We start from the raw sequence: 20105 nt of genomic DNA, 5'->3' as shown, positions 1-20105 counted from the left end.
CATCTCTCTATAGGGCGATCGCTTTTGTTGCCATTACTCAGAATACCGTCTCATCCGGACATAAAAGCGATGGCTCCGCCCCGGATGGAGCCTACGCACTCAGGGAGTTTGGGCATGACTGTCAGGCACTAACGTAGCTGCTGGCAAACCAGTGATTGCCAGAAACGGAGGGATTACCTATCCTGGCGCTTGCTAATGCTAACGACCCGGCTGATTACCAAACAACAACGAATTATCCAAAACTGGGGCGGTGGGGAAACGGAACCAATCAAGGGACTGGCACTTTTCAAATCGTCGATTTAGGTACGGTTTATTCACTTCATGGCGTTGGTTACAATATTGATTGGGATGGTGCGTTTAAGAATCCACTCACTTTTCGTGTTGAGGTTTCAACAGACAATAAGACTTGGCAATTAGCTTCTGAAATAGTCCATCCTTACTCTCCAAATACCAGTTTCAATAAAATTGATATTGATGTTGCAATTTCACCGATGACCGCTCGATATGTCAAGTATTGGGAGCCACCAGACGGCCAATGGAATGGTTGGGGGACGTTCCATCAACTCCGGGCTTACTCCCCAAAAAAGTAAAAGGTTGAAGTGTCTTTTAGGATAGCCCATAGCTGAACTCGGTGCGGTAGCGATGCGGAGCGACTAAACTTAAATTCACACGCTTATTGGTGGAGTAAAAAGGCGATGAGTGTTCACATCGGCACTTCAGGTTGGAATTGCGACCCTTGGCAAGGTGTGCTTTATCCCCACCAGCTACCGCCTTACAAAGAGCTCGATCGCTACATTCAGCAATATCAAACAGTCGAAGTTAATAGCACCTACTACCGCAGAGATTAGCAGCAATAATGAAACGACAAGGACGATGATCGAGAAGCGCAGAACAAACGATCGAACGAGTACGGAATAATGATTGCAGTCTTCGAGATTTCACAACAAATTCCCTCTGATTGTTTGCAGCTTAAATTCCCTAGCATTCCGTGTCTCCGAAGTGAAAAAATTCAAATGCTTCAAATTGGTAGACGATTTGAACGTGTTTTAGTAGGCAGTTCTAAAACTTTCCTCTCTACAGCATTAAGCAATAGTCCGGACACTTTTTATATGGCTAAATGGCTTATTCCATAGGACTTTGAAGCGAGTGTGGATAATTAAATGAATGTCACCTCTACCCCTGACTTGCATTTAATTCGACTTTTTTATGATGCTTGCCCTGTAAGGCTTGTAGTATCGTTCCAAAAACTGTCCGGAGTATTGATTAAGTTGAAGGATAAGATGCGGTACACTTTACTTTCCAAGCATTAGTCGTACCTGCAATTCTCGTGAAGTTCTAATTAGAACCGCTATAAATATGGCTCCGAACAGGACTATACTGCTCTTTTTACCGCTCGGCCTGTTCACGTGTTAATAACAAAGCTTTTTGGATGGCTGCTTTTCCTTCTTCCGTTCTGTCTACAGCATTGAGCACAAATCCCAGGTTATAGTAAGCTGCCGCATAGCTTGGATCGAGTTCTATCGCTTCTTGAAATGTTGCAATCGCTGCATCAAATTGACCTTGATTACCAAGTATTTGTCCGAGGTATTGATATACAACAACCGAATTGGGTGCCAGTTCTGTGGTGCGCTGAAGTACGCTGATAGCATCTTCGTATCTGCCCTGCTTATTCAAAGCAACACCTAAATGGTAATGTGCAGCAGCAGATTGAGGAGCAACCTGAATTGCCTGTTGAAAATTAGTAATTGCCTCGCCGTATCTCTCTAGATTTACAAGTACCATACCAAGACCAACAAAAGCCTGTGGTTGGCTCGAATCAATCTCGATCGCTTTTCGATAGACTGTCATAGCCTCGGAAAATCTTTGCAGATCGGCTAGTGTGGCAGCCATATTCAGGTAAGCTGCTGAATAATTAGGTGCAATCCTAATAGCGTTTTGGTAGGCCCAGATAGCTTTCTCACCTTGACCTTGATAATCCAAAGCCATTCCTAGCTTGAGGTAGACATACGCATTATCAGGATCGTGCTTCAGAAAACGCCTCCATATTGACTCAGCCTCAATATATTCACCAGCTTGCTGTGCTAAATCTCCGGCTTGAAATAGTTTTTCCAAATCCATAAATTTTCTCCCCCATGCAAAAGACCAATAACAGCATCAAGGTGGTGAGGGTCGTAGGGTTCAATTTGCATTCCCAGATGAACTCCTGTTAACTCTGAAAGCTTATGAGAGCATACTACAATACTCTACAATGTCTGATAGCTTGGCTTTGAGTGCTTACAGATAACTTTTAGGCTACTTTCGCTGATTAACTAGCAATGACCCCAGTGTGGGAGGCACCATCTTAAGGCGTTGAGGAGGGCATGATGGAAAAAACAGGATTAGGCATTCAAGAATTACTGTATTGCGAGCGATCGCAAATTCTAGCCATTGCCCAAAAGCACGGAGCCTACAACGTGCGCGTATTCGGTTCGGTAGCGCGGGGCGAAGCGACCCCAGAAAGTGATATTGATTTGTTAGTGGATTACGATTTGGAGAAAATCACGCCTTGGTTTCCAGGTGGGCTATTGCTCGATTTAGAACAACTGCTCAATCGTAAGGTTGATATCGCCACAGTGGATATGTTGAAAGAACGCATTCGCGAGCGCGTTTTGCAAGAGGCTGTACCGCTATGAGGCGGGAAGCGGAACGGCTGCAAGATATATTAGATGCAATAGCCGCAATTGAGCGATATGCAAGCCAAGGCAGGCAAGCATTTGACAACCAAGAATTAATTCAAATTTGGATTGTTCATCACCTGCAAATTATTGGAGAAGCGACAAATGCGTTATCGTCCGAGTTGACTAGCCAATATTCCCAAGTCCCTTGGGCGCAAATTGTAGCGTTTAGAAATCTTGTAGTGCATGAATATTTTCGAGTTTCGCTCAACCTAGTTTGGGCGATCGTACAGAATAATTTACCTCCGTTGAAGGTAACAGTAGAACAGATTTTACAGGAGCTAGGAGATACGTGAGTTCAGCACTATCAAACCTTCGCGTTCCTAGCAGCAGCGTCTCCCCCCAGAGTTTCTGATGACCGTAAAAGCGCCCTGTGGTCTAATCCACTCCAAGCGTCTTTATTCGCCACAGAAGTGGGTGGAACGGAGGACTGAGGGACTTCAAAGCCCCTGGACGATCGATTGGGTATTCTGCTCGTCAGACTCTCTCTTGCCTTGTAAGCGTTACTGAATTCACTGCCGGTTCAAGTGGTTTCGCTCGGCTTTCCTAAATAAAGAATACCGAGAGCAATGGTAGCTCCCGGCATCAGCTTTTCCAGTTCCGTTGTTGTTAAGTAAATGCAATCAGGCTCAATGAAAGGAAAACTTGTCTCACTCGATTAAGCACAGGCGATCGTTATTGGTTAGCCTGTTCCAAAGCCGGATTCGTTGAAGCTCCAGCAATTTCGGCTAAGTTAATCTTGACGACTTTATTGCGAGCTTCAGTCACTTTGGGCAGGGTTAGCGTTAGAATGCCATCTTTGTATTCAGCTTGCACGGAGTCGTTTTGAATGTGTGCGGGCAAGGGAAGCACCCGGTGGAATTTGCCGTAGCGGAATTCAGAGCGGACATAGCCAGATTTGGGGTTTGTGTTTTCGTAGCGGCGTTCGCCAGAGATAGAAATTGCTTCGCGGGTGACTTGAACGTCAATGTCTTTGGGGTCAATTCCAGGCAGTTGCGCTTTTAATACGAAGTTGTCCCCAGCATCAACCAATTCCAGAGCTGGCATCCAAGCGGCTTCTGAGTGATCTCTCGCTGTTGCCCGTTGCTCAAAAACTTTATCGAGTTGCTCGCGGAGCGTTTCAATTTCCGTGAAGGGTTGCCAATAGCGCATCAACATAATCTGTCACCTCAAAGATGGTAAAGCTTTATAGAACCCATTTGACATCTTTTTAGCGATCGCTCACAACAGTCGATCGGTTTACAGCAGGCGATCACTCACAATCGCAGAGACAGATGTTCAGGTTGCTTGTCCCCCATCAAGTTTTGAGCTAAAGTTACCATCAAAATACACGCTTTGCCGTCATGCCGTATTCTAGTAGCCTAACGGACTCCGAATGGTTAATCGGTTCTACCGAACCTAGTATGTAAAACTAACTAGCAAAATGCCAATGTAAGAAGCTCCTCAGAATAAAGTTGTCAAAATTTCTAAACCCATAAGCTTTTCTTTTGATTAGCTTTAATTTATTATTAATTCCTTCCACAACTCCTTGAGTAGTCCTCCGATCAAAATACGCAATAATTTCTCCAATCCACCTAATAATTGTCCCACAGCTTTTGGGGAAAACGGAAATTGCATCCTTTAACCAATCACTTAAACTCAATAATCCTTCTACCCAATCTTTTGAGGATTCAAAAATTTGTCTAAACTCTTCTTTCATTTGATGCATTTTGTGTAATGTAGGAGCAACTTTTTTGACTGATTCTAACTGCTCTTTTTCGATTTCTGTGAGATTCTCTTCATTTTTTAGTAAGACATATTTACTTTTTTTTATTCCGGAGAGTATTCGATCTTTTTCCGAGTTATTTTTTAAGGCTTCGGCTGCTTTCTTAATCTTTTTTCTAGCTCCATCTAATTCTTCATTTACTTGTTTCATAACATGAAATCTATCGGCCACAACTTCTGCTTGTGGCATTAAATCTTCTGAGACCTTTTTATAAGGCTTCCACATATCTATACTGACTTCTTCTATTTGCTGTAAAACCTCTTCTCCCCAGGCTTCTAGGTATTTTTTTACTTCCACTTGAGTTCGGTTTTTGAGCATTCCTACTATAACTTTTTTATCGATATCTACTAAAACTACACAATAATTTTTCTGTCCTTTAAAGAGAGCAATTTCATCAATTCCTAGCCTTTTTAATCCTGATGGTTTTTGTCCGGTCAGTTCCTTTCCCCATTCTTTTAACATGGTTTCTATTTCTTGTTCGCTGACTCCATTCCTTTGAGCCACATTTTTGATATCGCTTTCTAATAATTCTGACAAAATCTTTTTTTTCAACCTCTCTGTATAGGTTCGAGTTTTTTTAACAAATTCTAAGTCTTCACTAAATTTTTTTGGGCAACCTTCACACCTCATCTGACGGCGATTTACTTGTAAATATACTTTTTGCTCTCCAAACGGCAAATCCCTCACTACATAATAATGATTTTGATGGAGTTTATCAGTTTTCTTCCCACAGTCGGGACAAATGGCTTTTTTGTTGTTATTATCTAAGTAAATCGTGATTCCTATATTTTCAATAATCTGATAACTTTTGACGGTCACTCCCTCAATATTAAGGAGTTTGGTCATTAGATAAAGTTGAGGATTGGAAGCCATAGGTATAATTTTTATCTTAATTTTTATAAAATTTAACTTTATTATACTACAAAAAGCCCTGTAAGTCAATATATAAGTGCTTTCCCAGCGCCTAATTTTTATATTTTATAGTTAATTTTTATGAAAATTATTAACTTTTTTACATACTAGGTTCGGTAGAACCGGTTAATCTTAGAACCTCTACTACATCAAATATTACCCGTTAAAAAGCAAACTAGACCCCCCAACTGGACAAAAAGAGAAATCCTGGATGGCATATTCTATCAACTCAAAAATGGTTGCAATTGGGAAGATTTACCAAAAGACTTACCCCCCTACTCAACTGTATAACGGATATCATCCCGAACATCTGACCATTGAGTTGCAGAAGATTTATCCACAAATTATGACTAAAATCAAGTTTGAACTCTCAAAAAAGCCTTCGACAGTAGAAAAAAAAGCCCAGGGCAAGTCGGGATTTGTTCCGGTGAGGGCTCGGTGGATAATTGAACGGTCAAATGCTTGGATGGAAAGGTGCAAGATACTCATCAAAAACTTTGAGAGAACCTTAGCTAATGCAACTGCCAAGGTTAATGTTTGTTTTATTAGGCTGATGATCAAAAGGCTTGCAGCTTAAAAGATGTCAAATGGGTTCTATAAAGAATGTTTGGGTTGAAGCTCGTTGCTTACAGTTATTATGATGCCGCTTTTTTAGTGATAACAACAGTCAGGAGAACCCTACTGAGTTGGTCGTATTTCCCAGAATCAGTGCGAAACAATCAGAGTAATTCGCAGTGAAGAAAACCGTACAAAGCTATTCCTAGAAACCGAAAAGGCTGTGGTAACGCCATGATGAACTTGCCGAGCGAACCCTGAACAACGCGATCGTCGAGGGAAGTATCGCTAGTGTTAACCGTACCAAAAACGCGGTGCGGGTGATGTGTAGCAGGGTAAGGACGTGATTTGTCGGCGCTCGCTGCTTTCCTATAGTCATCGCTCGCTGCATGGGTGCGATCGCATAATCCACTCTTAAGAACAAAGTTTGATATAGCTAGCTGCGGGAGCGGGAGTCCCGCACTAACGCCTCCACCAGCGGGGTGTTATCCACAGCTAACTAACAAATTCTCCCAAGCAGTAATTTAAAACAGCCAAGACACCTTCATTGTCTAACGACTAGGGTGTCACCTGCTTGAGAATGCCTAGTAAAACGTTATGCAGAAACAGAAAGTAATAGATACCGAAAGCAGCCAAGCTCCCTAAAAGCATTACTATATCTTGCCGAAACTTGGCTATACCAATGAAAATACCAAGAAGAATTGATACGGTGATAGCGATGGAAATGTCGAACATAAGGTAGACCGCTCATTAATGCTAATGATTTACCTTCCCAATCTAGGTCCTCAGCCCTGGTGTCAGATGCAATGCGATCCAGATTTGAAGTTTTGTTAAGCTTTGCCGTAAATGCCGCCTGCCTTATGCGTGCAAAGCAATTCCCCTTTGTGCCACGCCCAACTAGGCAATGGGCGGCTAGCTGTCACTGCTAAACTCAGTGCTTCCTGTAGTGAGTCGTTGTAAGCGAGTAATTTCTTCCTGAGCAATGGGTCATTTTTTACCTCAATTTGGCACGCCAACTGAAGCATTCCTATCCAAGAAAAACCAACTTTGTGCCAAACCAAATTTCTTTTTAGTTTCTGTTCTTCTGCATCCCTAAGTTTTGGGTAAATGCCATTCAACTCGGCTTGCTCCAGAAGTTGAGTATACTGCTTGGCCGCTAGCCTCCACTTTTTTATCGGAACGTCATAGTAGGGTTCCAGACAGACAGAGAAAGAACCATCCGCATCTTCTTTTAAAGTCTCTGCAAATAAATCATAGGCCGATTGAAATGGATATTGTCTCAGGCTAGCTTGGTGAAAAAATTTGTACGAAGAATGGGCGTATGCCCCGGGAAAATGCTCAACATAACTCGTGTTTTGAAGTTCGGTGTGGAGTTTTTTGACATATTTTTCGGCAACTTCGCAAAGCTCCCACCGAGCTTTGTACTCATTAACGCAGCAGTTCATTAACTCAGCTTTTCGTTGAGAAATCTCTTGCCGTTTTACAGCTTCCTCAAGTGGGTAATACTCCTTCACAAGCCACTTTGATTTCCAGCACTCAGCCAAAAGAAGCTGGGTTTGTCTTGCTTTGTGCCATTCCTCTATCTGAGCTGGTGTCTTAGCTTGCTGTAGGAGGCGCTCGCTGGGCAAGCTAGCTATAAGTTGGGCAATTTGCTCGTATATTTCAGGGGTTTTTTGATTCATTAGGTAATTCGGGATAAAGTGGAGGACTTCGGACGGCACAGACTAAGCGGGGATTGCAGGCGAGCGAGAAGGCAGCGATGGCTCCGCCCCGGCTTACGCCTACGCAATCGGGAAGTTTGGGCATGGCGGGTGGATTGGGGTTTGGTTTAGTTTCTCCCAGAATTGGATATTGGAAGCGATCGCACTCGCGTCAATCCAGCGCTGCCTTACCGCTGTCAAGGATACCTCGCAAAAATTGGGCGAGCTCGGCAAAGTGCCCTGGGTTATTTTCAAGCAACCATTCTGTAAGCATTACTGAGTGCGTAGTTTTCCTAAACTTAACCCGTGCTTCGGATAACTCAGAAAATAGCATATCGAGCAGTTTAGCTGCGTTAATATTTGCGTCAACGTATTGGGGATTTGATAGCTCCTGCTGAGTAGTATCTTTAGAGAAACAATCCTTCTTTTCCTTTAACTTAACCTTATTGGTTTCTAGCGATTCTCGGACAGATTCGCTGGTAAGAGGTTGTTGTCGCTCCCTATCTTCTTGATTGAGGACGGCTGCTATAGCATCGGGATAGAGCAGGTAATTTTCATACATACACCTTTCCAGAAAATTAACAGGCTCCGAGCTTCTTTTCTGTAAATCTTTCATATCCTGTTTAGTTCTATTCTCCCGGTCAAACACAAAACCTACAGCAGGAGGGTACAAATTATTCCCACCACTGAGCCGTTGGTATAGGTCAAACATAACATCAGCAAAGTGAGCCTTCTTTCCCGATAAATCCCCCGTGTTTTTGATGCTGACAATTTTAGTGCCTGTCAAAAGTTTTGGAGCTAGCTTGGACAAAATGAGCGGGAAGCACTGTTCCTCGGTCGGCCCTTCCACCCAGAGAATGCTGTCGGCACCGAAAACATCAGACAAACTGACTCCCAGTTCGGCTAATAGAGAGCGCTGTTCCTTAATATCTTTTGCATTCATCATTGATGCTTTGGTTTCCCCGCCCTCAGACCGCAGCTTCACGATAGTTGAGGGATTGGCAGCGGAAATAATCTCGGCCGAATGAGTGGCAATAAAATATTGGTGCTGCGGAAACTCCTTGAGGATTTCTATCAGCTTCTTGGCAGCCCCTGGATGCAAATAAGATTGGGGTTCGTCAATGATAATCGGTCTGTGTTCTGGGGAAGCCAGTACCGCGTAAAGAATCGCCAGCACTTGACCGATACCAGTTCCACAGTCTGACAAGCTAAATGCCAAGTCTTCTCTGCCGCTTTCGAGAGATTTTGTAGGCCAAAGTAATATTTTAAGGTCGGGAGGCTGACGAGTTTGCTTCGATAAAATTTTAGTTGAAACCCATTCAAACTGTGGAAACATGGTAGAGACGTGCTGATTGAAACTTTCGTACAACTTTTTTTTACTGGGCGATTCCAATAAATGAATAACTTCAGGCAGGTTTGAAGCGCTTGAATTGAGATTTTCATCATTTCCAATAGAGCATTGTCCAACGAACCGCTGGGCTTGAAGTTGGGAAACGCGGTTTGCGAATTCGTCAAAAAGCGTTACGAAAAAATTTTCCTCTATATGCCTGTCTGCTTCATCAGTTTCTTGGCAGAATGTAAAGCGATCGTTCGCATCTTTTTTTATAAGATTTTTTTGGCTCCCTCTATTAAACCCCATCCTCATTGGGTCTGGCCGGTAGTACGTTAACTCAACAGCCGGATCTAAATCTTTGATTGAAATGCCATCCCGGTTTACTGAATGAACCGTTGATTTTGAAACAGTTAACTCTACATCGCTGGGATTGTCCATCCACTTTTGGAATAAAGCAAGCACTTCGGATGCGGGCAAGTACGAATTGCGAGCCGAAGACAATCCTACATAGTAGTTGGGTGATAAATTATCGAACAGGCTGTGAATTTCTGCTTTTGTGAAGATTAAAGTTACTTTGGCGACAGATTCTCGGATTGGCGTTGAATTGGGTTGCGGAAGCGTTTCGATACTGCGGTGCGGGCTTGTCTCAAAGCTCAGGCTCAGAGCTTCCAGCAGCGCTGTTTTCCCTGAATTGTTGGCTCCCACAATAATATTGATGCCGGGTTTGAACTCTAAAGCCCCGGAATCGTAAAAAGACTTGTAGTTAAATAACTGGAAATGGGAGATGTGCATACCTGTTTTTTAAGCTAAACGATATTTTAAGGGTGAAAAAATCGTAGATGCTGCACCTAGTTACTCTTTATTAGAAATAAACAAACAAATAAATTTTAACGGCTAGAAAAAAAGATGGATTAGAAAATACCGCCCAGCCAGAGTACGGTTATCCAACATGGGCAATTGTCGAGCTACTCACTAAGCTGGATAAGTTGGCACTATACAGCGGTTTACAACCGTCTGCGGTACAAACACTATTCCGTATAAAAATCAGCACTAAGCTACTGATTTATGATGTTAAAGTTGCCGAATAGAGCGGGTAATTAGTATTCATTTAAGCAGAAACAGCCAACTACTAAAATATGGTTCAATCTTATAAGCTAAACGATTCAGGGTCACCGATATTCAAAGTTCTATCGATTGACGGAGGAGGAATTAAGGGACTGTATTCAGCCAAAATTTTGGAACATTTTGAGGAGAGATTTAACTGTCACATTTCTGATTACTTTGACATGATTTGCGGTACATCAACAGGAGGTTTGCTTGCTTTAGCCTTATCTTTAAACATTCCTGCTAGCCTGATGAGCAATTTATACTACAGCCGGGGCAAGCAAATTTTCCCGCAGCAAAATACCTTTCTAAGTTCGCTTAAGCAACTTTTCCTAAGAAGCAAGTACGATAATAGAGAGTTGAAGAGGGTGCTACAAGAAATATTTGGAGAGCAAACTATTTCAGACTCTCGGTGTTTGCTGTGCATCCCCGCATTTTCCTTAACCGATGGTAGACCATTTATCTTCAAATACGACCATGCGGAGGGCAATCTATGTAGAGATGGTAAGTAGGTCGGCGAAAAAAAACAAAACTATGTTAAGATACATAAAGAAAGGTATAGCTTTAGTGAGGTAATTAATATATGGGCGCTCGATTAAGAGTATTTCTGACTCAAAAGCAAGACAAAACCCTATTTAATCTGAGAACGGCGAAAGTACCACAAAAAGTCAAAGATCGAGCAGAAGTAATCAGGTTAAACGCAAATGGCTGGTATGTTGAGAAAATAGCTACTCACTTTAACTGGGCTTCACAAACAGTGAGAGCAGTCTTACATAAATGGGAAGAATTTGGTATAGAAAGCCTTTGGGAAAAACCAGGTCGAGGGGTAAAAGCCAAATGGAAAGAAGAAGATATAGAGTTTTTGTCAGAATGCTTAAAAAAAGAACCACGTACATATAACAGTTTTCAATTAGCTGATAAATTAGAAAAAGAGCGCTCTATTAAATTAAGTCCCGACCGACTAAGACGGGTACTAAAAAAAAAGGGATCATTTGGAAAAGAGCTAGTCCAAGTCATAAAGGAAAACAAGACCCCAAACAACGAGAAATAAAGCAATCAGACCTAGATATGCTGGAATTAGCAGCGGGGTAGTGCTTTTATGTAAAGGATGGAGGATAATACCTCTATGTCCAGTCTTTTGAGGAGTCTCATCATGAAACCCTATCTAATTTGTCCCACTTGTGGTTCTGACGATGTGATGAAAAATGGGATGACTCGTCGGGGAAAACAAAACCACAAATGTCGCGAATGTGGTCGGCAGTTTGTCGAAAATCCTCAGTGGGCACCCAAAGACACCGACACTTTGGCAAAAATTGAGTTACTTCTGTTGGAGCGGATTTCCCTGGCTGGTATTGCCCGAGTCATGGGCGTTTCCCAGAGCTGGCTCCAAAATTATGTGAACCACTTGTACGGTGCAATAGAACTCAAAGCCACAGTCATTCCGAAAGAAATTGGAAAACACACAGTCCAAATGGATGAACTCTGGTCTTTTGTAGACAACAAAGGGAATAAACAATGGGTCTGGTTAGCAATGGATACCAAGACTCGGGAAGTGATCGGATGTCATATTGGAGACCGCTCCTCGAAATCGGCTCTTGCATTATGGGATTCACTACCAAGTGTCTATCGCCAATGTGCCAAGATTTATACCGATCACTGGGAAGCCTATGCCGTAGTTTTACCAAGTAAAAGGCATAAGTCCGTCGGCAAGGAAAGCGGATTAACCAGTTACATTGAACGATTGAACAATACTCTCAGGCAACGAATTTCGCGATTAGTCAGGAAGACGTTATCGTTTTCTAAAAAGTTGGAGAATCACAAGGGTGCTATTTGGAACTTCATTCATGACTACAATTACCAAATCCGATTAGGAATGCTGAAAGTTCAACCGCCTCAATTTTCTCCATCCTTTACATAAAAGCACTACCCCAGAGAGATGCCTGTAGAGCGTGGCAACAGCATTTTGGCGCAGAGCGATTCCCCTGTGACTTATTTAAGGACGCAGCCGATAAGTTGCTGCAAACAGCCTTCACTGCGTCAGCCTTGACCTTTCCCAATCGTCCTGTCATGCCGAAAAAGCCGGGAGGATTTGCGTGAGTGATATTTGGTTTTTTAGAGATTTACAGAGGTTGCTAAAAGAGCGAGATGCGATCAACGAGCTTGAAAGTAGCGTTCACTGGTTGAAGGGATCGCATTGGACATTTGTTGATAAAGACAAATTAGCTGTTGAAGCAATTATCCATGCCCACAGTTTTGATTACGCTGTGAAGATGGTTTATCCTGTACTCTTTCCTGCGGTTCCACCTGAAATATATCCTCAAAATTCTCAGGAACGATGGTCTGACCATCAGTATTTAAGTGGGGCTCTTTGCTTAGAGTGGCGACCCGATACATGGCATTTCAATCTGACAGGAGCGCAAGTTCTGGAGAGTGCCCATACCCTTCTTAGCACAGAAAATCCCCACGGAATTGGGGAACAGCATATTGTCCCTGTGCAACACGAGCTTTCTACAGGTCAGATCCTGCGAGCTAGTTATCTCCGAGGATATCTTGCTGAAGAAGGTAAAGCTTATCTTGCGGAATTGCCATCCTTGACTATGGGATCGAGTAATTGCTGGATACAGTGGCAGAGTGAGTCATTAGTAATATTTATTCAAGGATTTAAACCTGGGGAGGGATATCCTGATTGGTATGATGCTTCAATTCCTACCAAAATGGATTACACAACAAAGAAAGGCTTTTTTTGTAAAACCCAGTACAACCCTGAGCAGTTGAAGCAGATAAAAAGTTTATATGATTTAGAAACCATTTTGAAACAAGGAAATTCTTCATCTAACAACCTGACAGGAGTGGATAGTATCTGGTCAGAATATGCTAGCCAGGGTTTGTTTTGTATTCTGCTGACTGATGCAACAGACCAAATTCATTGCTTTTTGAAAATATCTGCTGACAAGGATGCTTTGTCTAATGTGACTTTAGTTTGCTCTTCCCATACCATTGCTAACCCGCGAGTATCGGCGGAACTTCAGTCTCTTCCTGATAAGTCTGTTGGTATTGTCGGTTTAGGGTCAATTGGCAGTAAAGTGGCTCTTTCTCTAGCACGTACAGGAATTGGGAAGTTTTATCTGGTCGATGAAGATATTTTTCTGCCCGATAACATCTGCCGCCACAGTTTGGATTGGAGAAATGTCGGAGAGTATAAGGTTCACGCTGTTGCTCATTTGATATCCTGCATTTCCGAAAATGCCCAAGTTGATGTTGCAACTATTAAAGTGGGTGGACAAGAAACCAGTTCAGCTTTGGATCATGTTCTGTGCCAGCTAAATAAATGCGATCTGATTATTGATGCAACCGCAAATCCACGGGTATTTAACTTACTCGCATTTGTTGCCAAAAACTTTTTCAAATCGCTGCTATGGGGAGAAGTTTTTGCTGGTGGTATTGGAGGAATAGTTGCCCGCAGCCGTCCTAGACAAGATCCTGATCCGCAAGGGATGCGTGCTGCATTTTATGAGTTTCTTTCGGTGCAGGATGTTCCACTTCCAACGATTTCGTCTGAACCCTATCGTTTGGAAAACCAGGAAGGCTTGATTCTGGAAGCATCTGATGCGGAAGTCAGCATCATTGCTAGCCATATTACCCATTTAGCGCTCGACACAGTTTTATCAAAAGAAATATCTTTATTTCCTTACTCAATGTATGTGATTGGTTTGCAGAAAGGATGGATTTTTCACGCTCCTTTTCATACAATTCCGATAGATACTAGCAATTTTGCCCCGGAAAAAAACAATGATATAGCGTCTGATTTTGTAAAAAACCAAGTAATCGATTTCCTGAAAGGATTGCTGGAGTAAGCACGCGATGAATATCCACCTTCCTGAAGACATTGCCGAAAAACTGATTAAAGCTTTGAAAAAAGCAGGTAGCAAAGAGATAGGCGGCATCTTGATGGGCGAATATCTATCACCTGGAGTTTACCGTGTGAAAGACCTGACTATTCAATCACAAGTGGGAACAACTGCTTTTTTTTTGCGAATGCCTTTAATAGTGCTGCGTCCACTCCAGAGTTTCTTCCAGAATACAAATAATCAATTTACTCGTTTTAACTATTTGGGGGAGTGGCATTCCCATCCATCCTACTCCACTGAACCCAGTAGCACTGATTATCAAACAATGTGGGAAATTGTTGAAGATTCTACTGTAGGAGCCAACTTTGCGGTTCTGATAATTGTTAAGTTGGATGAAAAACAGCAACTAGAAGGTAGTGTGACAGTTTTTATTCCAAACTATAGAAGCTTTAGAGGTGAACTCATACAGTAAGATTTTAAATTAGGGTAGTAAATACTAAGAATATTATCCAGTGGCGAGATTAGTGGAGGAGTACATCCCGCTCAACTTCACTTAACACCTTGGCTTCTATCCCGTACAAATCATTCAAAATAGTCTTAACATTAGGAAACTGAAAATACTCAGTCAGCTTACCAATGCGGTAGTTAAAGGGTTGATATCGGTGTTTGAAGTACAGTTCCACATTCCCCCGGTGTTCCCACAGTCCCAGCAAATTGACAACCACATCCGAGTAATGCGCTTTCACATCCCGCTGCACTTCGGCGATTCTTTCCTCGATCGATCGAGTTGTCACCCCAATTTTATAGAAGCAGTGGCCGTCCGCTTTGACCTCCAGAAAATAGAGCGAATTCACCAGAATCCGACGAAGCTGCGCTCGATAAATCTGCAAATCAGCCCGCCGTTCGTCCAAACAAGATAACGCCGCAGCTTCGGCAATCTCTACAGAGCCTTCTAACTTCATTAACTCTGATAGCAGCAAGGGTTCTTGGACTTGGTTGAACAACGCCAGGGGAAGCGCGCCGACGGGGATTTTACCCAAGTCGGTAAACTGATAAGTGCGATCGCCCTCTGATTCCAACAATCCTTTCAACTGCCACCGAAAGTTTACCAAGTCTTTGGGAATGCCGTAATTTTGTGCGCCGTACTCTTTCCACAGCACTTTTAGTTGCTCCAATTCCTCACCCTTAAGCTGGATGTTGAAATTATCATAGAGGGGAAGCGAGGGAAACGCTTTGGTTTTAATCCGCTGCGAGACTGGTTTACAACTTTCCGAGCGTGTGCGCGAAGTGATGTTCTTTCACCGAACCCTTTTTTGCTGTCAATCCGCCGCCACAGTAGAGACAAGTTAGCTGAGTTTTTCCGCGCACAACCTCATCAATGCTCATCAGTTCGCCACTGAGAGCAACACCAAATTTAAGCCACATCGCCCTTCAATTCTCCTCAAAGCAGGTTTGAAGATGCACCCGCTAGATGAATAATTGTAACAATATTGCTTGTTAATAGCCTCTGCCTTGGGCGAGAACCAACATCCAGGTGCAGCTTCGGGCGACTCTTTTGAGAGGTAAATTTTGGATAAAGGCAAGTCTTCGTTAGTCTAAATTAGTATTTATAACCACACTTTGAAAGAGTAAATGCTCAACTTACTTGAAGAGCAACAGCCGGAAACCTTGAAGTTGCAGGCACCGGTGCCACTGGCATTGCATCCTGCTGCGGTGTACCTTGACAGTTTGGGAAGCGATCGCTCGAAGGCAACGATGGCGGCGGCGCTAGACATCATGGCGAAGTTGCTGGCGGGCTCGGAGTGCGACCGGATGACGTTGAATTGGGCCGCCTTGCGCTACAAGCACACGGCAGCGCTGCGCTCGGTTCTGGAGAAACAGTACGCCCCGGCGTCGGTGAATCAAATGCTATGCGCCCTACGGCGGGTACTCAAGGAAGCTTTGCGGTTAGATTTAATCGACCCCCTGGATTACAGCAAGGCGGTAGACGTGAGAAGCGTCAAGCAATCGGGAAAACCAAGGGGGCGGGCGCTATCCCCGGATGAAATTGCAGCGCTGGTGCAAAGCTGCTCTGGCGAGAGTACCGTTGATGTTCGAGATGCAGCCTTGATTGCTATCTTGCGTGGGGGTGGAATTCGCCGCGCTGAAGCAGTCAATCTGGATGTGGCAGATTTCAACCTATCTACGGGAGCGTTGGAAATTAGAGAGGGTAAGGGCAAGAAATACCGAACAGTTTATATCTCAGAACCGGCGATCGCCTTGGTAGAAAAGTGGCTCAATTTGAGGGGAGAAGCGCCAGGGCCGCTGCTTTTTCCCATCCGTAAGGGAGGAGAAATTCAATTTCGGCAGATGACGGACGATGGCGTTTTGAAGATTTTGCAGCGACGGGCTCAACTCGCCGGAGTGGATTCTTTCTCGCCTCACGATTTCAGGCGGACGTTTTGCTCAGACCTCCTCGATGCTGGAGTCGATATCGTAACAGTGCAAAAGTTGGCAGGTCACGCCTCTCCTGTGACAACAGCTAAGTACGATCGCCGGGGCGAAGAAACGAAGCGACGGGCTGTGCAGCACTTAGGGTTTTGATGCTGAGGGTGGAGAGCTCATCGCAGATTTTCTTGAGCTTTGTTTAGCCGTGCCTTCTATTTTCATAATAAGCGCGATTATGTCCACGTCTGAGAGTTTGCCGCAAATACTGCATTGCTGCATCCGTCGGGGGTATTTCTTAATGCGGCGATTCAGAAGTCGGCAAGTTGTGGAAGGGCGATGGCAGTTCGGGTGTTTATAGCTATAGCGTGTTTAAATAGTTAAACTTTGGCTTAGGGTAAGATTTGCTGTTGAGAGTTATAAAGTCATGCTGGAAAACATAAAAAACTTTTGCTAGAAAACTTCATTACCCCTAAGTGGATGGAGTTATCGTGGAAGGACGTGGAAGCGATCGCCTTTACTCCCGCACGTCCTTCAGTACCTCCTAAAGAACCCGCACGATGTCAGCTTGCATCCAGTCTTAGCTGCCTGGAAAGAATATGTGCGGTGCAGGAACTCTGATAGGGTGACATAAGAAATTAGAATGCCACATAAGTAATTAGTAGGAAGCTGCACCTAATAAACCTGTAAGCTTGCACAAGAAAAGAGGCAAGTTTATAAAAGGTAGCCGATCGCTCTAATGGTATGGTGTGATGATGGGACAATCTCTAAGCGGACGATCGGCTTTCCTTGCGACACCAAAATGCTTAAACTGTTAGTGGGTTCCCAAGAGTAAAAATGACAGCTATCACCCCCCCCGGTTCTATCGTCTCTTGTCGTGATCGCCAGTGGGTGGTGTTGCCTTCCGACAGGCCCGACTTGATTCGCCTGCGTCCCTTAAGCGGAAATGAAGACCAAATTTGTGGCATTTACACCCGCCTCAACCTAGAAACTATTGAACCCGCCCAATTTCCCGCACCCAACGCCAGCACCATTCAAGACCACGCTGCGGCCCAACTTCTCCTCGATGCCACCCGGTTGAGCTTGCGAAGTGGGGCTGGCCCGTTTCGCTGTCTGGGCAGACTGTCCGTGCGTCCCCGTCCCTACCAGTTAGTACCCCTATTGATGGCGTTGCGGCTGCCGGTTGTGCGACTGCTAGTGGCTGATGATGTTGGCATTGGCAAAACCGTCGAAGCAGGACTGATTGCCCGCGAACTCTTAGACAGGGGGGAAGTAAAGCGCCTAGCAATTCTCTGTCCACCCCAACTATGCGATCAATGGCAGCGAGAACTCAAGCAAAAATTCCACATCAATGCGGCCGTCATTCGTTCAGGCACTGCCTCCAAATTAGAGCGAGCATTACCCACTGGCGACAGCCATATTTTTAGCTATTACCCACACATAATTGTTAGTTTAGACTACGTTAAATCAGAACGTCGCCGCGCTGTATTCCTCACTCATTGCCCAGATTTAGTAATTGTTGATGAAGCCCACACCTGCACTAATTCCCAGCAACAAAAAGCGATAGGTCAGCAGCGCTATGAATTAATAAAAGCCATTGCCGAAAAAGCCACCCGCCATTTACTGTTACTGACAGCTACTCCCCACAGTGGGATTGAAGCAGCATTTTTGTCTTTATTAGGTTTGCTAAACCCTAAATTTGAGCAATTTAATTTAGAAATCCTCACCGAAAAAGAACGCATTGAGCTAGCCAATCATTTTATCCAGCGACGGCGGGTGGATGTCCGCCAGTGGTTGGACAACGAAACGCCATTTCCGCAGAGAGAATCTTTAGAATTAGCTTATCCATTATCTACTGATTATCGTCACTTATTCGATAACGTTTTTGATTTTGCTAAGGGATTAGTGCTAGGAGTTGACGACAGTTTGAGTTACGCCCAAAAACGGGGTCGATATTGGTCAGCTTTAGCAATTATCCGCTGCGTGATGTCATCTCCAGCAGCAGCAATTGCTACTCTATCCAGGCAGGTAAGAAACCGTGATGCGGAAGTAAAAACTGAGGAATTAGAGGAATTGTGGGATGATGAATTAGCTGCCAGTTATGTAAGTGATCCTACAGAAGGAGAGCAAGTTGCAGACGCTTCTCCTACGGCCGTGGTGGATGTGGGACAAACAACCTTAAAAGATTCTCAAAAACGAAAGCTACGAGATTTTGTCAAGCAAGCAGAGGCTTTAAAAGGGGAAAAAGATGTAAAATTACAAAAAGTTATAGCCCTGGTAAAAGAACTTCTCCAAGCAGGTTTAAATCCGATTATTTGGTGCCGATATATTGCGACAGCTAATTATGTTGCTGAGGCTTTAAAGCAAGACTTAGAGAGTAAAAAAAATAGCGATATTCGCGTGATTGCAATTAGCGGTGAAGATTCAGAAGATAAGCGGGAAGTCCGGTTAGCCGAATTGATGGCGTATCCGCAGCGAGTATTAGTCGCTACTGACTGTTTGAGTGAAGGTTTGAACTTACAAGAACATTTTACCGGAGCCATCCACTATGATTTGCCTTGGAACCCGAATCGATTAGAACAACGGGAGGGTAGAATCGATCGCTACGGACAAACAGCGCCAGTAGTTAAATGTATTTTGCTTTACGGGCAAGACAACCCTGTAGATGGGGCAGTCTTAGAGGTTTTAATTCGTAAAGCTGTGGCAATTCACAAAACTTTAGGGGTGACAGTTCCCGTACCAATGGATAGTACAGCGGTGCAAGAAGCTGTGTTTAAATCGCTGTTTGAAAAATCAACTAGCGAGTATTATCAATTGAGTTTGTTCGACCTTTTGAAAGAGGAAACTTCTCCTATAACAGAATTGCACCAACAGTGGGATAGAGCAGTTGACAAACAAAAGCTCAATCGAACTCGGTTTGCTCAAAGAAGCATTGAACCGACAGATGTGAAACGAGAGTTAATTGAGTCCGATTCGATTTTAGGCAGTGCAGCAGATGTGGCGCGTTTTGTCAAGTCAGCTTGCGAGCGTTTGAATACTTCTTTAATAAAAAAGAAAAATGGCTGGTATTTGCCAAGTATTCCTTCGTGTTTAGTGTCTTTAATTGGGGATAAGCCTCGGACAATTACCTTTGATTCACCTGCACCAGCGGGGGTAGAATATATTGGCAGAAATCACGCCATTGTTGAAGGTTTAGCACAGCATTTATTAGAAGGGTCTCTGGAGAATTTACACGAATCGGCAGCGTCTCGGTGTGGGTTTACTGTTACGAAATCAGTGCAGCAACCAACGGTGATTTTGCTGCTGAGGTTGCGGCATTTGTTGGAGAGTTCCCGCAGTCACGAAGCGGGCGTGACTTTGCTGGCTGAGGAGTGTTTGGTGCGGGGTTTTCGCGGGAATCCCGCGCAACCGCAATGGATGTCTGAGGAAGAAATTTTGACTCTATTAGAGGAGGTAGAACCCGCAGGAGATTTGCCAATCGAAAGAAAAAAGGCCGCGGTGGAAAGGTTGCTATCTCGGTTGGGAGATTTACAGGCAAATTTAACAGAAATGGGGAGGGAAAGGGCGGGTATTTTATCGGAGTCACATCGGCGCGTCAGGGCAATGACGAAGGAAGGGCAAGTGAAAGTAATTCCTCAGTTACCGATGGATATTTTAGGCGTTTATATTTTGCAGCCACCTTAAGGTAGGTAGTTGCGCTGTCTTTGCCAGTATTTATAAATTAAGGGCTGAAACCCAACTACGTATCAA

21 protein-coding genes are annotated in these 20105 nt (G+C 43.8%); 14 read left to right on the top strand and 7 right to left on the bottom strand.

The features are described 5' to 3' along the window. The first annotated feature begins 155 nt into the window (after positions 1-155). Positions 156-590, top strand: coding sequence for a discoidin domain-containing protein (locus QUA40_RS12475; RefSeq protein WP_333125892.1), 435 nt, complete (start codon positions 156-158; stop codon positions 588-590). A gap of 105 nt (positions 591-695) precedes the next feature. Continuing rightward, complete coding sequence (locus tag QUA40_RS12470) at positions 696-848, top strand: DUF72 domain-containing protein (RefSeq protein WP_333125890.1); 153 nt, start codon at positions 696-698, stop codon at positions 846-848. A 538-nt stretch (positions 849-1386) separates the two neighbouring features. Here QUA40_RS12470 and QUA40_RS12465 read toward each other — a convergent pair. Then, positions 1387-2118 carry a tetratricopeptide repeat protein gene (locus QUA40_RS12465; RefSeq protein WP_333125887.1) on the bottom strand — a complete coding sequence of 244 codons (732 nt, stop codon included), beginning with the start codon at positions 2116-2118 and terminating at the stop codon, positions 1387-1389. 242 nt (positions 2119-2360) lie between these two features. Between QUA40_RS12465 and QUA40_RS12460 the strand changes: the two genes are divergently transcribed. Together QUA40_RS12460 and QUA40_RS12455 are read left to right on the top strand one after the other, a co-directional pair. After that, positions 2361-2672, top strand: coding sequence for a nucleotidyltransferase domain-containing protein (locus tag QUA40_RS12460; protein ID WP_333125884.1), 312 nt, complete (start codon positions 2361-2363; stop codon positions 2670-2672). Then, positions 2669-3010 carry a HepT-like ribonuclease domain-containing protein gene (locus tag QUA40_RS12455; RefSeq protein WP_333125882.1) on the top strand — a complete coding sequence of 114 codons (342 nt, stop codon included), beginning with the start codon at positions 2669-2671 and terminating at the stop codon, positions 3008-3010. Before QUA40_RS12460 ends, QUA40_RS12455 begins: the two co-directional genes overlap by 4 nt. 379 nt (positions 3011-3389) lie before the next feature. Here the strand turns inward: QUA40_RS12455 and QUA40_RS12450 are convergent, their stop codons facing one another. Further along, entirely contained in the window at positions 3390-3872 is a 483-nt protein-coding gene (locus tag QUA40_RS12450; protein ID WP_333125879.1) for an Hsp20/alpha crystallin family protein, read from the bottom strand. A gap of 253 nt (positions 3873-4125) precedes the next feature. Next, positions 4126-5352: an ISL3 family transposase gene (locus tag QUA40_RS12445; protein ID WP_333125876.1), complete on the bottom strand. Its 1227-nt coding sequence runs from the start codon at positions 5350-5352 to the stop codon at positions 4126-4128. A 168-nt stretch (positions 5353-5520) separates the two neighbouring features. On the opposite strand from QUA40_RS12445, the gene QUA40_RS29010 reads away from it, so the two are divergent. Both QUA40_RS29010 and QUA40_RS12440 read left to right on the top strand, forming a co-directional pair. Further along, positions 5521-5682, top strand: coding sequence for a transposase (locus QUA40_RS29010; protein WP_445301149.1), 162 nt, complete (start codon positions 5521-5523; stop codon positions 5680-5682). Continuing rightward, positions 5603-5968 (top strand): hypothetical protein, encoded by a 366-nt coding sequence (locus QUA40_RS12440; protein ID WP_333125874.1) that lies wholly within the window; start codon positions 5603-5605, stop codon positions 5966-5968. Before QUA40_RS29010 ends, QUA40_RS12440 begins: the two co-directional genes overlap by 80 nt. 808 nt (positions 5969-6776) lie before the next feature. On the opposite strand, the gene QUA40_RS12435 is transcribed toward QUA40_RS12440, so the two are convergent. Then, complete coding sequence (locus QUA40_RS12435; protein ID WP_333125872.1) at positions 6777-7628, bottom strand: hypothetical protein; 852 nt, start codon at positions 7626-7628, stop codon at positions 6777-6779. A 190-nt stretch (positions 7629-7818) separates the two neighbouring features. Then, on the bottom strand, positions 7819-9771 hold the full coding sequence (locus QUA40_RS12430) for an AAA family ATPase (protein WP_333125869.1): 1953 nt from the start codon (positions 9769-9771) through the stop codon (positions 7819-7821). A gap of 344 nt (positions 9772-10115) precedes the next feature. Between QUA40_RS12430 and QUA40_RS12425 the strand changes: the two genes are divergently transcribed. The 5 genes from QUA40_RS12425 to QUA40_RS12405 all read left to right on the top strand — a co-directional run bounded on the left by QUA40_RS12425 (position 10116) and on the right by QUA40_RS12405 (position 14403). Beyond that, positions 10116-10595 (top strand): patatin-like phospholipase family protein, encoded by a 480-nt coding sequence (locus QUA40_RS12425; RefSeq protein WP_333125867.1) that lies wholly within the window; start codon positions 10116-10118, stop codon positions 10593-10595. 71 nt (positions 10596-10666) lie between these two features. After that, positions 10667-11134 (top strand): helix-turn-helix domain-containing protein, encoded by a 468-nt coding sequence (locus QUA40_RS12420; protein WP_333125864.1) that lies wholly within the window; start codon positions 10667-10669, stop codon positions 11132-11134. Positions 11135-11236: 102 nt separating this feature from the next. Next, positions 11237-12001, top strand: a complete 765-nt coding sequence (locus tag QUA40_RS12415) for an IS1 family transposase (protein WP_333125861.1) — start codon at positions 11237-11239, stop codon at positions 11999-12001. Between the two features lie 175 nt (positions 12002-12176). Beyond that, entirely contained in the window at positions 12177-13937 is a 1761-nt protein-coding gene (locus QUA40_RS12410) for a ThiF family adenylyltransferase (RefSeq protein ID WP_333125859.1), read from the top strand. 7 nt (positions 13938-13944) lie between these two features. Continuing rightward, the gene (locus QUA40_RS12405; RefSeq protein WP_333125856.1) at positions 13945-14403 is read left to right on the top strand and encodes a Mov34/MPN/PAD-1 family protein; all 459 of its coding nucleotides are present in this window, start codon (positions 13945-13947) and stop codon (positions 14401-14403) included. Between the two features lie 49 nt (positions 14404-14452). On the opposite strand, the gene QUA40_RS12400 is transcribed toward QUA40_RS12405, so the two are convergent. Both QUA40_RS12400 and QUA40_RS12395 read right to left on the bottom strand, forming a co-directional pair. Further along, a complete protein-coding gene (locus tag QUA40_RS12400) occupies positions 14453-15106 on the bottom strand; it encodes a GIY-YIG nuclease family protein (RefSeq protein ID WP_333125853.1) in 654 nt (217 codons plus the stop codon). 85 nt (positions 15107-15191) lie between these two features. Next, positions 15192-15356 carry a competence protein CoiA family protein gene (locus tag QUA40_RS12395; protein WP_333125851.1) on the bottom strand — a complete coding sequence of 55 codons (165 nt, stop codon included), beginning with the start codon at positions 15354-15356 and terminating at the stop codon, positions 15192-15194. A 207-nt stretch (positions 15357-15563) separates the two neighbouring features. On the opposite strand from QUA40_RS12395, the gene QUA40_RS12390 reads away from it, so the two are divergent. The 3 genes from QUA40_RS12390 (at position 15564) to QUA40_RS12380 (ending at position 20039) form a co-directional block, all read left to right on the top strand. Further along, the gene (locus tag QUA40_RS12390) at positions 15564-16514 is read left to right on the top strand and encodes a tyrosine-type recombinase/integrase (protein ID WP_333125847.1); all 951 of its coding nucleotides are present in this window, start codon (positions 15564-15566) and stop codon (positions 16512-16514) included. A gap of 291 nt (positions 16515-16805) precedes the next feature. Further along, complete coding sequence (locus QUA40_RS12385; RefSeq protein WP_333125844.1) at positions 16806-16976, top strand: hypothetical protein; 171 nt, start codon at positions 16806-16808, stop codon at positions 16974-16976. Between the two features lie 216 nt (positions 16977-17192). Next, positions 17193-20039, top strand: coding sequence for a helicase-related protein (locus QUA40_RS12380; protein WP_333125841.1), 2847 nt, complete (start codon positions 17193-17195; stop codon positions 20037-20039). Positions 20040-20105: the final 66 nt, after the last annotated feature.

It is taken from the genome of Microcoleus sp. Pol11C3, from assembly GCF_036701485.1.
In the GTDB taxonomy this organism is placed as follows: Bacteria; Cyanobacteriota; Cyanobacteriia; order Cyanobacteriales; family Microcoleaceae; genus Microcoleus.
Note: the sequence above shows the minus strand (reverse complement) of the source record. Positions and strands in the feature narration are given on the sequence as shown.

Excerpts from the sequence above, each read along its gene's own strand:
- QUA40_RS12470 (WP_333125890.1), top strand. The coding sequence starts at position 696 with ATGAGTGTTCACATCGGCACTTCAGGTTGGAATTGCGACCCTTGGCAA.
- QUA40_RS12465 (WP_333125887.1), bottom strand. The coding sequence starts at position 2,118 with ATGGATTTGGAAAAACTATTTCAAGCCGGAGATTTAGCACAGCAAGCT.
- QUA40_RS12460 (WP_333125884.1), top strand. The coding sequence starts at position 2,361 with ATGATGGAAAAAACAGGATTAGGCATTCAAGAATTACTGTATTGCGAG.
- QUA40_RS12455 (WP_333125882.1), top strand. The coding sequence starts at position 2,669 with ATGAGGCGGGAAGCGGAACGGCTGCAAGATATATTAGATGCAATAGCC.
- QUA40_RS12450 (WP_333125879.1), bottom strand. The coding sequence starts at position 3,872 with ATGTTGATGCGCTATTGGCAACCCTTCACGGAAATTGAAACGCTCCGC.
- QUA40_RS12445 (WP_333125876.1), bottom strand. The coding sequence starts at position 5,352 with ATGGCTTCCAATCCTCAACTTTATCTAATGACCAAACTCCTTAATATT.
- QUA40_RS12440 (WP_333125874.1), top strand. The coding sequence starts at position 5,603 with ATGGCATATTCTATCAACTCAAAAATGGTTGCAATTGGGAAGATTTAC.
- QUA40_RS12435 (WP_333125872.1), bottom strand. The coding sequence starts at position 7,628 with ATGAATCAAAAAACCCCTGAAATATACGAGCAAATTGCCCAACTTATA.
- QUA40_RS12430 (WP_333125869.1), bottom strand. The coding sequence starts at position 9,771 with ATGCACATCTCCCATTTCCAGTTATTTAACTACAAGTCTTTTTACGAT.
- QUA40_RS12425 (WP_333125867.1), top strand. The coding sequence starts at position 10,116 with ATGGTTCAATCTTATAAGCTAAACGATTCAGGGTCACCGATATTCAAA.
- QUA40_RS12420 (WP_333125864.1), top strand. The coding sequence starts at position 10,667 with ATGGGCGCTCGATTAAGAGTATTTCTGACTCAAAAGCAAGACAAAACC.
- QUA40_RS12415 (WP_333125861.1), top strand. The coding sequence starts at position 11,237 with ATGAAACCCTATCTAATTTGTCCCACTTGTGGTTCTGACGATGTGATG.
- QUA40_RS12405 (WP_333125856.1), top strand. The coding sequence starts at position 13,945 with ATGAATATCCACCTTCCTGAAGACATTGCCGAAAAACTGATTAAAGCT.
- QUA40_RS12395 (WP_333125851.1), bottom strand. The coding sequence starts at position 15,356 with ATGTGGCTTAAATTTGGTGTTGCTCTCAGTGGCGAACTGATGAGCATT.
- QUA40_RS12390 (WP_333125847.1), top strand. The coding sequence starts at position 15,564 with ATGCTCAACTTACTTGAAGAGCAACAGCCGGAAACCTTGAAGTTGCAG.
- QUA40_RS12380 (WP_333125841.1), top strand. The coding sequence starts at position 17,193 with ATGACAGCTATCACCCCCCCCGGTTCTATCGTCTCTTGTCGTGATCGC.